The sequence below is a fragment of the Bacteroides sp. 214 genome (genome assembly GCF_010501015.1).
Taxonomy (GTDB): domain Bacteria; phylum Bacteroidota; class Bacteroidia; order Bacteroidales; family Bacteroidaceae; genus Bacteroides.
Genome location: NZ_QVML01000013.1, coordinates 85,440 through 97,549 on the forward strand (window position 1 = coordinate 85,440; position 12,110 = coordinate 97,549).

Here is a 12,110-nt window from a genome sequence, read left to right on the forward strand (position 1 = left end):
TCAGCCATAGGCAGATGGCTCTTCAACCATAGGCAGATGACTCTTCGTCCATAGGCAGAATAGTGATAATTGACAAGGCAACTATCACACAGTTATTGACAGCATGTTTTTTACTTATATTACTGTAGCTCGAATGTTTGTGAACCAATCAGGTTGCCATCTTCGGTAAAAATATCTACACGATAGCCTCCGGCATAAAGAAACTCTTCTACATGCCAGTACACGGTTACTTGCTGCTCTTCGCCATTGTACTCCACATATTTTTTGATGGAGTAATTGAGTGTGCGATTCTCATATTGGAAGGTATGCGAAGGGTCTTTGGTCAGTACGTCATTGTCGGGCTTGGTGATGCGCACATACAGCGTGCGTTCGCCGGTTTGCGCAGTGATGTTTTTCACTAGCGTCAGGCTGATGGTGAATTTGGTTACATCTTTTGCCTTCTTCACGGTTTTGTCGCGCTTGTTCTTGGGTTCCACGCGTATATTGGTAGCATCGAGTTGTGCAGCGAGAGTTACCTGTTTATTGAGTTTGTCTTTTTCTTCGGAGAGAGAAGATATCTGGCGCGAAGCAGCGTTGTACTTGCGTGTTACCTCTGTGATAACTTTTTGTTGTTTCTCGGTGACTTGGTTTAAAGAGTCGATCTGTACTACATAGCTTCTCATGACGTTGCGCATGGTGTTGAGCTCTTTCTTCAGACGACGAATTTCGGCGGCGTTGCTACTTTTTACGGTACGCAGTTCTTCGAGCAGGCGTTGTACTTTTATCTTTTCGCGATCTAGCTGAACTGCCAGCGAATCGTTGGTAAATGTAAGTTGTAGCTCGTCATAATGTGTGGCAAAGCGGGTATATTCGTTTTCGAGTTCTTCTTTCTCAATGTTGAATATCTCTACCAGCTCTTTATTGTTGCGCTTTTCGGCAAACAACAGGTAGGCAACCACAAGGATGACAGCTGTTAATATGCCGATGATTATAAATAGTGTTTTCTTATTTTCTTTCATACTGCAATAAATGCTTAATTACTGAGGCAAGCTGCAAAAGTAGTGTTTTATGTTTTCTTATAAAACTGTTTCCATGCTTACCTCTTTTTGCGACTGTGCTATTTTATATATGATTAACAAAAACAATCCTAGGGATTAACAATTTTGTCGCCGGGTTGTTTTTTGTTTAACGTAAATTATTAGAGAAAAATTTCCCTAATAAGGAATAACCTTGTACTTTTGTTTACTCTAATCGAAGATTGGAGTTGAACGAATTCTCTATAACAAAATTATAAATTTAAAAGAATTAAGTATTATGTCAAAAGTAACCGTAATTGGCGCAGGTAATGTAGGCGCTACATGTGCAAATGTATTGGCTTTCAATGAAGTAGCCGATGAAGTTGTGATGCTGGATGTGAAAGAAGGCGTTTCGGAAGGTAAAGCTATGGATATGATGCAAACAGCTCAGCTGCTTGGATTTGACACAACTGTTGTAGGCTGTACTAATGATTATGCACAAACTGCCAACTCGGATGTAATTGTTGTAACTTCGGGTATTCCTCGTAAACCGGGTATGACACGCGAAGAATTGATTGGTGTTAACGCGGGTATTGTGAAAGCTGTTGCCGAAAACGCGTTGAAATATTCGCCCAACGCAATTCTTGTTGTAATCTCTAATCCGATGGATACCATGACATACTTGGCCTTGAAATCTCTTGGTTTGCCAAAGAATCGTATCATTGGTATGGGTGGCGCGTTGGATAGCTCGCGTTTCAAATATTTCTTGTCACAAGCAATTGGTTGCAATGCTAACGAAGTCGAAGGTATGGTTATTGGCGGACACGGTGATACTACCATGATTCCGTTGACTCGTTTTGCTACATACAAAGGTTTGCCTATCAGCAACTTCCTTTCTGAAGAGAAAATTAAAGAAGTAGCAAGCTCTACCATGGTAGGTGGTGCTACGTTAACTAAATTCTTAGGAACTTCGGCATGGTATGCACCGGGTGCAGCAGGAGCGTTTGTGGTAGAAGCTATCTTACACAACCAAATGAAGATGGTTCCTTGCTCGGTAGCACTCGAAGGCGAATATGGCGAAAGCGACATTTGCATCGGTGTACCTGTAATCTTAGGTCGCAATGGTATTGAGAAAATAGTGGAATTACCATTGAACGCTGAAGAAAAAGCGTTGTTTGAAGCAAGTGCAAAGGCTGTTCGTACTACAAATGGTGACTTGAAACAAGTAGGAGCTTTGTAGTCAAAGAATAATAATAAAAGCAAAGGGCAGGAAAAACCTGCCCTTTGTTGTTTTCTATAACTGTCTCGTCATACATGCCACCAGTGCCGCTGTTTCTGTGCGTAACCTTGCTTTTCCTAAACTAATAGGTTTGAATCCCTGCTCCAATGCCTTCTTAACTTCTTCTTCGCTGAAGTCTCCTTCAGGGCCAATCAGTATCAGGGTGTCTTCGCCCGGTTGTAGCAACTCTTTCAATAACGCCTTTTCGCCTGGGTAACAATGGGCTATAAACTTTTGTCCGTTGTGTGGCTGCCCTATGAAACGGTCGAATGGTGTCATTTCGTTGATAATTGGTAGTCGCGCTTTCAGCGATTGTTTCATAGCGGATACTACTATCTTTTCAATACGGTCTGTCTTGATGACCTTTCGTTCGGAGAAGCGGGTTTCAAGAAAGGTTAGTTCGTCAATACCAATCTCGGTCGCCTTTTCGGCAAACCATTCGTTGCGGTCCATGTTTTTGGTGGGAGCCATGGCGATATGCAGGTGTCCTTCCCACAATGGTTCTTGCGTTGTTCTTTCAAGGATGTTGACTAAACAACGTTTGCTACCGGCAGTGGCGATAGCGGCTTGATAGAAATGTCCTTTGCCATCGGTTATGGTGATGACTTCTCCTTCGGTCAGACGCAGTACTTTCAGGCAATGGCGAGCTTCTTCTTCGGGAAGTTCGTGGGTTTTTTCAATATCGGGAGCGTAAAACAGGTGCATATTTTTCTTATTTTTACTGTCTTCGGGCTATCTCATCGCGCAATACGGATGCCAGTTCATAATTCTCATCTTGGATGGCTTTTTCCAGTGCCAACTTAAGGTTGGTCAGTTGGTCTTCTTTATGGATGGCAGCGGCATCTTCTTCAACCAGTTCTTCGTTGGTTATCTCTTCGCTTGGTGTGAAACCCTCTTCTGCCAGAATGCTACTTTCAATATAGATTGGTGCATTAAAACGAAGGGCAATACCTATCGCGTCGGATGTTCGGGAGTCTATCTTCTTAGCCTGATTGTCACTTCTAAAATAGATGTACGAAAAAAACACGCCATCTTTAGCCCGATAGATATGTATTTTTTCGACAAGGATGTTGAACTCATCGAGTGTGGTGGCAAACAAATCGTGCGTCAACGGTCGTGGTGGCTTGATTCCTTTGAGATGAAGCGCAATGGATTGTGCTTCGGACGGACCAATAATGATAGGAAGTTGGCGGTTGCCACCCACCTCCTGCAATACAAGAGCAAAGGCAGATGCCTGCTCTTGGCTATTGGATATGCTTACTACTCTCAGCTCAATTTTATCGTTCATCAGTGCTTCACGTTTATTTCTTCAGGGTTATGCTTGTATTTGAAAACAATAGCGAATACGATTGCTACTACCAACGCGTAAGCCGCGAAAATATACCATGCGGTACTCCAACCATTCATCAGGGTGTTGGCTGCTGTTTCCGAGTAGAACTCGCCATCGGCAAGCGCAGGGAATTGTGCCATAGGGTTGTACACAAACTTATCTACCACAAATTGCGCGCTAAGCGTACCGATGGTGGCACCCAGCCCGTTGGTCATCAGCATAAATAGCCCTTGCGCACTGGAACGGATAGCAGGAGTAGTCTCTTTGTCTACAAACAAAGAACCCGAAATATTAAAGAAGTCGAACGCCACGCCATATACCAACATGGAGAGGATAAACATCCATACACCCGAACCCGGGTTGCCCGTTGCAAAGAATCCGAAGCGAAGTACCCATGCCAACATGGCAATAAGCATCACGTTCTTAATACCAAATCGCTTCAGGAAGAAAGGTATCAGCAGGATACAGAGTGTTTCGGACATTTGCGAAAGGGAGATAAGTGCGTTGGCATGATTGGCACCAAAGGAATTGGCAAACTCGCTTACGTCTTTGAAACTGGTAATGAACGGATTACCGTAGCCATTGGTAACCTGTAATGACATGCCCAACAGCATAGAGAAGATAAAGAAAATAGCCATTTTCTTTTGTTTGAATAACTTGAAGGCATCCAACCCGAGACTCTCCACCAGACTTTTCTTTTCGCCTTTGGTGTGGGTTATGGCAATGTTTGGCAACATCGCAATGGCATAAATCGCCAATGCCAACCCGATGACTCCAGATACGAGAAATTGCGAATAAGTATGTTGATAGCCCGTAACATCCACAAGCAACATAGAGCAGATAAAACCGATTGTTCCAAATATGCGGATAGGAGGGAAGTGTTTCACAGTGTCTAACTTTGCTTTGTCCAATACCGAATAGGCTACCGAGTTGGAAAGTGCCAGCGTAGGCATGTAGAAAGCTACGCTCAATGTGTATAGGGTAAACAGTGTGGCAAACTGCACTTCGCTACCTGTGGCATAACCATAGTATCCGGCGGCGCCCATAAATAGTCCGGCAAGCAGGTGACAGATACTGAACATCTTTTGTGCAGGTACCCATCGGTCGGCAATAATACCAATAAGTGCCGGCATAAACATAGATACGATACCTTGTATGGCATAAAAAAGACCAATATTTGCAGCTTGACCAACTCCTACCAGATAACTTCCCATAGAGGTTAGGTAGGCTCCCCAGACTGCAAACTGGAGGAAATTCATGATAATTAGACGAAACTTTACGTTCATAACTCCTTATTTACGTTTTATAAATAGATTTAATTGAGCAAATATAATTAATAATCGGGAGAAGTTACGTAGGGAGGAGTTAAAAAAAAGAGTGCGACATTTCCGTCGCACTCTTGATATAATTAGGATTGTATATTAAGGAGTATACCAGTCTTTGTTAGTATCGCCGCCACTGTTAACCCAGTTGCTATAGCTTTCTCCATAAGTTTCTGCAATGGACTTATACTCTTCCGGAATCTTAAATCCATTACGGTCTACACCCAAGAGATGTATAGCAAATGGGAATAGGATATTATCTCCTGTTACATACCATTTTGTTCCTGATGCCCAATTGATAATATTTCCTTCCGCGTCTTTTTCTACATCAGACCTGTCATAAATAGTTCCAAAAAGAATACCACCATCAGCTTTCATCCATTCGTTTACTGCCGGAATGTAATTGGGCAAGTGTACCTGAATGTGTGGAGAACGCGATATATATGGATTGTAGGGCGCGCTAGCATAGGCTGTTGTGTTGAAAGCATTCTGTGTTAGTTCTTCGTCTTTCAATGTGATAACCACATCGAAGATGTTCGATGTCATGCCGGCAAATTCATTGGCTGTATAGTAATGATCAAATGTAAGGAAGTCTTTTATAGTAGGAGTAACCTCAATAACAAATCCTTCTCCAAGAGCAATCGGATTTCTTGGCGCGCTTACTATGTCTTGCGTTACACCATTTACTGTTACACTTTCTACTTTGCTTGGATTAATACCCACATGAACACTAAAATAATTATGGTATTGAGCTCCGTTATGTAGAACTGTGTATCTATCTACTATTTTAGAAACGTATGAATCTCCAATAGGTGTTGGGTCGTCCACACTTTCCGTTTTTTGTTGGTAAGTAATTCTTGAAGCGTACTCAACCACCACGTCGTTCATGTCATAGTCTCCCTTAGCAGGCCAGTTGTCTTCGAAAGCCAATATACCTTTTTTGTTCTCGTAGGTTTCTATAGTTCCGGGTTCCGGTATTTCAGGGATATCAATGAGTGCTGATGCTGGGTCGGTCATAACGTGGAACATCAAGTCGTTAAGGTCTTTTTCCCAACCTGCTTCATTATCTCTGTTCCAGTCTTCAAAACCAAAGCAGTTGAATGGCTCTTCGGGATTGCTGGGATTGGCATTGAATATAACCGTGTGGTTTCTGTTTTCGGCTGTTGCTTCTGGATTCCATTCAGGAACAGAATAGTAGATGCCTGCACCACTGCTTATGCTTTGGGTATTTCTGTTATATCCGTTTGCGCGAATCATCCAGCCTATAGTAGTTCCTTGAGGGAATTCATCGACCCATTGCTGTTTTTCTTCATCGTAATATTTGAGTTGTACGTATTCTCCGGGTTTCATAGGACCAGCTCCATTCATACCATTATCATTTACTACTTTAGCCAACGGGAATACTACCACCTCTTTCAATGATTGTTTTTCCAAATCGGTTAAATCTTTCAGCTCTTTATTCCCATTGTACCAGAAGTAACTTAGCGAGTTGTCGTAAGATCCTGCCGAGAATACCATGGCTACCCATACTTTGGCAGCTTTTGTCAAAGTGATAGAAGCATCTTTTATGGTTGCTTCTACTGCCGGTACTTTGTCATTAGGGAAAGCAGCGTCTATTCTGTTTATAATAGCAGCATCAATCTCTGTAGTCTTTTCCGAGTCAATATAGTTTGGTTTATGACCTGTATTAACATCGGGTGTAATACCAACCGCTCCGTTGCTGTTTAGGTAGAAATCAACGACTTTGTCAGAAATATTACGTGTAGCAGCATTTCTGGATGCATTAGAAGAGGCGATAGTGGTGAAGTTAGCAACTCCATTTTGGATCTTCGCATACATTAATTGCGGAACGAAGCTACTTGTAGAGTAAACATACAACTCTGTGATGTATGCCGGAATTGTTCTGATTAATTGAGAAACTCCTGCCACATTAATACCTGCGGCAATAGGTTCTGCATCAGCACGTAGACTTGCCATTCCATCTTCGCGAATGACACAGGGATTCTCATTGTACACAGCGAACTCGGAAACAAATCCCGTAGGTGCCTGATAATTCAAATTCAACTTTACGGTTTGCGCGGTTGAAAAATCAAAAGACATGGGAGTAAGACTTGCTGTTGGGTCTTTGTAATTCGGATCAAAATAGTTCTTCTCTTCACATGAGGTGATTGAGATTAATAAAACGGTCAGGCAGCAACTTGCGGCTAGGCTAAAAAACTTTTTTCTCATAAGGTTTATAATTAAATAATTGTATTTCAAGAAAATAGGTCTGCAAATATATACTTTAATTCTATATTCTGCAATGGGTATTAATTAAAAATGTGTATTTGTTACTGGTAAGGATGGTGAAATAAGGTAAGGTCGTAAAAAGAGTGCCCCAAAAGACGTTTGAGGCACTCTTTTTTAGAGTTTTAATCTTAAGGATAAATTAGGACTTAAGGATTATTCCTTAAGTACCAACCCGTACCTGATGTTCCTCCTGAGTTTACCCATTCATCGAATTCAGGATAAACCTTGTCTATAGGTTCGTATTCTGCAGGTATTTTGAATCCACTATATGTAATGTTAGATAAGTGAATCGCAAATGGAGCTTTATTATTATTGCCTGAAACATACCATAATGTTGCATTTCCCCATGCTGTTTCAAAATTGTCTCTATCTACATTTGACCTATCTGCATTAACCGAAAATAGCTGCCAACCATCACTCACGATATGTTCATCTATCGCAGGTGGGTAGTTTGGCAAGTGTACTTGTTTGTGGGGCGATGGTGTGATAAACGGATTGTATGGAGCAAATAGCTTGTTGTTATTGAACTCTGTTTGCAAGAAGCGTGCGGCAGGATCTTCCGGTATCTTAAACTTCATCTTCAGTGTGAACTGATTTTTTAGCATATTCGTAAGTTCCACATCTGTATAATATTTATTGAATGTAAGAATGTCTTTTACATACGATGTCATATCTATTTTGAATCCTGTTTGACCATAGTATAACGGAATTAATTCGCAAGCCGTCTCAGTGCCATTACCTTGTTTGAGTGTTACACTTTCTATTCTGTTTGGATCTATAGGTACATGCAACTGGAATACATTGTAGAATTGTCCTCCATTGTGTATTAGAGTAAATTTGTCTTCTATCTCTTTTACATAGACTTCACTAGTCCAGCCTTGGAATTTACCGTCCAAATTTTCAAACTCACGTTCGTAAGTAATCTTTGAGTTGTATTGAACAACAACATCATTCATGTCATAGTCTCCTCTGGCAGGCCAGTTGTCTTCGAAAGCTAAGATACCAACTTTTTCTTCGTTTGTTATTTGAAAACCTGGTTCTGGGAGTATTTCAGGGGGGTCAATTGCATCAATCGGACTTATCTGTACATTAAACATTACGTCATCACAGTCTTTGTCTCCCTTACTGTTGTTCATGTCTTCAAATCCAAAGCAGATGAAAGGGTCTCCATTTTCGTCTCCAGCATTAAAATAGATGGTGTGCTGTTTAGGTACTGTAGTGCCGTTTTCTGGATTCCAGTCATTGTATGAGTAATATGTTCCTTCAGTTGGATTACGATTTACTCTTTTATTATCTTCGTTGTAAGCGTTAGAGCGCAGAACAAAACCTATTGTTGTGCCTGCGGGGAATTTATCATTGGCTGTAGCGTAATTGTTGCCAGTCATGTATTTAAGTTTCACATATTGCCCTGCTTTCAATTCATTGTTTTTAGTACCTATTTTAGCTTTGGGAAATGCTAAAATATCAGGAATTTTAGTTTTATCTGCCGTAGCCAACTCCTCTGGTGTTCCAGTATAGAAGAAATAGCTTAAAGCACTGTTGTAAGAACCATCCGAGTGGATAACCGATACCCAGATTTCAGCCTCTTCGTGTAGATACAATAGTGCGTCTTCGAAATATTGGCTGGGAGCAGCTTTCTTAGGTTGAAAAGTACTTGTTATACGTTCTAGGTATTTAGCCGGGATAGCCATCGTTTTATCTATATAATTAGGTTTGTGGCTACTGTTGACATCCGTAGCAGTATTATTGCTTCCTGCAACTGAGCCGGTAGTGGTTAAGTAACGGTCAATTCTGTTATTGCCAATTGTTCTAGTCTCTGTATCACCAGAATAAGCTACAGATAAATCTACTGCTTGTAGATTAAGATCTTCTCCTCCTACTTCTGCATACATCAGTTGTGGAACAAACTGATTGAGTGAGTACGCCCACACTTCTTTTACGTAAGCCGGAATTGTTCTACGTATATCCGAAATCTTAGCTACGTTTATACCAGCAGCAATTGGGGTTACCCCTTCACGTTTTTTCCATTGGCCATTTGTTAGCTCCATTGGATTTTCCGAATAAAGTTCAAATTTGTGAGAAAAACCTTCTGGCAAATCTGCAATGTCAAAATTAACTTTAACATCTTGCGTAGTAGAGAAGTCGAAAGTCATGGGTGTTTCACTCACCGTTGGGTCTTTGTAGTTCGGGTTGAAATAATCTTTCTCCTCACAAGAGGCTGTCATAAATAGTAAGGCGGTTAAGAGTCCTACTGTCGATAGATTGAAAATGATTTTCTTCATAATGTAAAAATGTTGGTTTATCTGAACGTTATTTTATGTCAATAATGCCGTTAATTTCTGCAAATGTAATGAATTATTTTATTATCCTATATATTAAGGAAGAAAAAAGAACTATTATTTAAGAATAATTTATTATTCTGCATGCAATTGTTGTGTAATGAGCAAAAAAAAGGTCACCCTCACGGGCAACCAATCTTTATTAACCTTAAATCTAATACCATGAAAAACACGATGCAAAGGTAATGGGTTTTTATGTTGTAAAACATGTTTTTGATAAAAACTTGTGTTTGTATAACGTTATTTAACAAGAAGGTTTGTTTGCATATTCGTTTTAGACTTGTTTACTTAGAATTTTATAAAAGCGTACTTAGTTAATGTAAAAGCGTACTGGTTATTTGCGTGTTTTATAGGCGTTATTTTACTGTTATATTAATAAGGTGTAAGAATGCGTTGAATGTATAGCTGGCTGCTTGTTGACTGTCTTTATCTAAAAAATCCGTTTTTGTTTAATGAAAATCCGTTATTGAGGCAAAAATATGGCTTGATTTGTTATTTGTAGCTGTTTGTTCAAAGCAATAAAGGATGTGATTTTTGTGCACTGTGGTTCTGATGGTGAAGCCCAGTAAAGAGAAAAGAGTTGACGCTTCAAGTTCATATACTTGACGCGTCAAGTATAAAGAGTTGACGCGTCAAGTATTTCGGCTTGATGACTCCAAAAACGAGGTCCATTTTTGGATAGAATGGGGTTCATGGCTTAATGCTTTGAGCTTCAAAAAAGAATCTCACTAAGTTGGATGTAAGAACTCAGTGTTTTCTATCTCGGTTCTGACTGAGTTTTTTAAAAAAGTCAGTGAGTTCTATACTGAAACTCACTGACATATATAGAAGTGTGTGTGGAAAAAGATTCTATCCTTGATACGGGTGGTTAAACCAGAAGGTGGAGCCTTCTTTGATAACCGAGTTAATGCCAATCTCTCCACCAAGGTTCTCGATGAGGCTTTTGCAGATGGCAAGTCCCAGTCCGGCACCTTTGGTGAAACCATCCAGTTGCACGAAACGGTCGAATACTTGGTCTACTTTGTCGGCGGCAATGCCCATGCCGGTGTCTTTTACCGAGAAATGAATGGTATTATTTCCATTAAGATGGTAGCCCACTGTTATGCTGCCTTCGGTCGTAAACTTAATGGCATTATTGATAAAGTTGGTAATAACCTGTGTCAGGCGCTTTTTGTCGCTGTTGATGAAATATTCGGATGAGGAAGTTTCATCAAACAGAATGGGCACCTTGGCGTTTGTATTTACGGAGTATGATTTTACAATGCTGTCGCAAAGTTCGTAAGCATTGATGCGTTCTATTTCAAAATCGAGTGTTCCTGCCTCTATCTTCGAAAGGTCAAGAATGTCCGAAATGAGTTTTAGTAGCAATTGGTTGTTCTCCTGCACAATTTCGTTGTACTCCATACGCTCTTCCATATCATCTGTTATGGCAAGCAAGTCCGAGAAACCAACGATGGCATTAAGCGGTGTGCGTATTTCGTGGCTCATGTTTGCAAGGAAAGCTGATTTTAACCGGTCGAGGTTCTCTGCTTTTTCCTTAGCTTCACGTAGTTGTTCTTCGATATTCTTCTGATGGGTAATGTCGAGGCTGGTTATTACGTGTGCCATCTGTCCGTCTGTCCATTCGAACGCCGCGCTGAATACGCGAAACCATGATTTGTCGAACGGGCGTTGGTAGTCCCACGAATATATCTTCTTGGTAGGATTGCCGTTTTCGTCAACAATGTTGCGTTTGGGGCAGAAGCTACACTCCTCTGTTTTGTCGTTGTAAAGTACCTGCCAGCACTTCTTGCCGGTGAATTTATCGGCACCTCCATAAGGTTTCGCCATAGATTCGTTGACGTATAGCATATCGTGTGAGTGAAAGGAGTTTACATAAATGTCAACCCCTTGGTTGTTCATGATGCTTTCCAGCGTTTTTGTAGCACGGATGCCTCGTTCCTTGTACTCGCGGTTTACGATGTCTTTAGAGAAAAGTCCTGTCATCATCTGCAAACATTCCATTTCTTCTTCGTTAAGAACTCTGTCGTTGGCAATATCTGCAAACCCTATAAATCCTATAATCTTTCCTTCTATATCTTTGAAATGGCGGATTACCAGCGAGTTTACATGGTAGAAATCAAGAATATCTAATTCTAACTCAGTGGCTTTTTCTTTTTTGGACCTGTAGAAAGTGTGATTGGTCGTTTTAGAGTGCTCTTCCGACATATCGGCAATTTCAAAGCTTTCGCGTAGAACGTTATTTTCGTTGCCATAAGATTCTTTGAGGTGGAAGTAGCGAAATCCATCTGTTTGATAAATAAATCCTTTACTAAAGTTAAAGAATTCACCGAGTTCCTTCAGGAGTTTTTCAACTTTATCTTGAAAAGGAATATCGTTATTTATTTGTAGTATAAAGCTTTTAGAAAAAGCATTTAGGTCTTCTGTGCGCATTATAGAGCGTGTTTTTGTCTCCAACTGAATAATTACTTACTAGGTATAATCTCCCTAATGGCTACTTTTGGGTAGTTAGAGAGGGCAAATATAAGAATTTATTTAATAATTAGTTGAAATTAA

At 40.5% G+C, this 12,110-nt stretch carries 8 protein-coding genes; 1 reads left to right on the forward strand and 7 read right to left on the reverse strand.

Going from position 1 to position 12,110, the window contains the following annotated elements; translation table 11 throughout:
- Positions 1 to 119: 119 nt before the first annotated feature.
- Positions 120 to 998, reverse strand: a complete 879-nt coding sequence (locus tag D0T50_RS09865; protein WP_163223367.1) for a hypothetical protein — start codon at positions 996 to 998, stop codon at positions 120 to 122.
- 295 nt (positions 999 to 1,293) lie between these two features.
- On the opposite strand from D0T50_RS09865, the gene mdh reads away from it, so the two are divergent.
- Entirely contained in the window at positions 1,294 to 2,235 is a 942-nt protein-coding gene (gene mdh / locus D0T50_RS09870; RefSeq protein ID WP_163223368.1) for a malate dehydrogenase, read from the forward strand.
- A gap of 54 nt (positions 2,236 to 2,289) precedes the next feature.
- Here mdh and D0T50_RS09875 read toward each other — a convergent pair whose 3' ends face one another.
- From D0T50_RS09875 to D0T50_RS09900, 6 genes are all read right to left on the reverse strand, one after another.
- On the reverse strand, positions 2,290 to 2,979 hold the full coding sequence (locus D0T50_RS09875) for a 16S rRNA (uracil(1498)-N(3))-methyltransferase (protein WP_163223369.1): 690 nt from the start codon (positions 2,977 to 2,979) through the stop codon (positions 2,290 to 2,292).
- A gap of 13 nt (positions 2,980 to 2,992) precedes the next feature.
- On the reverse strand, positions 2,993 to 3,562 hold the full coding sequence (locus tag D0T50_RS09880) for a bifunctional nuclease family protein (protein WP_163223370.1): 570 nt from the start codon (positions 3,560 to 3,562) through the stop codon (positions 2,993 to 2,995).
- A complete protein-coding gene (locus D0T50_RS09885; protein ID WP_163223371.1) occupies positions 3,562 to 4,890 on the reverse strand; it encodes an MFS transporter in 1,329 nt (442 codons plus the stop codon). The genes D0T50_RS09880 and D0T50_RS09885 overlap by 1 nt, the downstream gene beginning before the upstream one ends.
- A gap of 135 nt (positions 4,891 to 5,025) precedes the next feature.
- Positions 5,026 to 7,155 (reverse strand): LruC domain-containing protein, encoded by a 2,130-nt coding sequence (locus D0T50_RS09890; protein WP_163223372.1) that lies wholly within the window; start codon positions 7,153 to 7,155, stop codon positions 5,026 to 5,028.
- Between the two features lie 206 nt (positions 7,156 to 7,361).
- Positions 7,362 to 9,497 (reverse strand): LruC domain-containing protein, encoded by a 2,136-nt coding sequence (locus D0T50_RS09895; RefSeq protein WP_163223373.1) that lies wholly within the window; start codon positions 9,495 to 9,497, stop codon positions 7,362 to 7,364.
- Between the two features lie 906 nt (positions 9,498 to 10,403).
- A complete protein-coding gene (locus D0T50_RS09900) occupies positions 10,404 to 11,987 on the reverse strand; it encodes an ATP-binding protein (RefSeq protein ID WP_163223374.1) in 1,584 nt (527 codons plus the stop codon).
- Positions 11,988 to 12,110: the final 123 nt, after the last annotated feature.

Coding starts and splice junctions, on each gene's coding strand:
- D0T50_RS09865 (WP_163223367.1), bottom strand. CDS start 998: ATGAAAGAAAATAAGAAAACACTATTTATAATCATCGGCATATTAACA.
- mdh (WP_163223368.1), top strand. CDS start 1,294: ATGTCAAAAGTAACCGTAATTGGCGCAGGTAATGTAGGCGCTACATGT.
- D0T50_RS09875 (WP_163223369.1), bottom strand. CDS start 2,979: ATGCACCTGTTTTACGCTCCCGATATTGAAAAAACCCACGAACTTCCC.
- D0T50_RS09880 (WP_163223370.1), bottom strand. CDS start 3,562: ATGAACGATAAAATTGAGCTGAGAGTAGTAAGCATATCCAATAGCCAA.
- D0T50_RS09885 (WP_163223371.1), bottom strand. CDS start 4,890: ATGAACGTAAAGTTTCGTCTAATTATCATGAATTTCCTCCAGTTTGCA.
- D0T50_RS09890 (WP_163223372.1), bottom strand. CDS start 7,155: ATGAGAAAAAAGTTTTTTAGCCTAGCCGCAAGTTGCTGCCTGACCGTT.
- D0T50_RS09895 (WP_163223373.1), bottom strand. CDS start 9,497: ATGAAGAAAATCATTTTCAATCTATCGACAGTAGGACTCTTAACCGCC.
- D0T50_RS09900 (WP_163223374.1), bottom strand. CDS start 11,987: ATGCGCACAGAAGACCTAAATGCTTTTTCTAAAAGCTTTATACTACAA.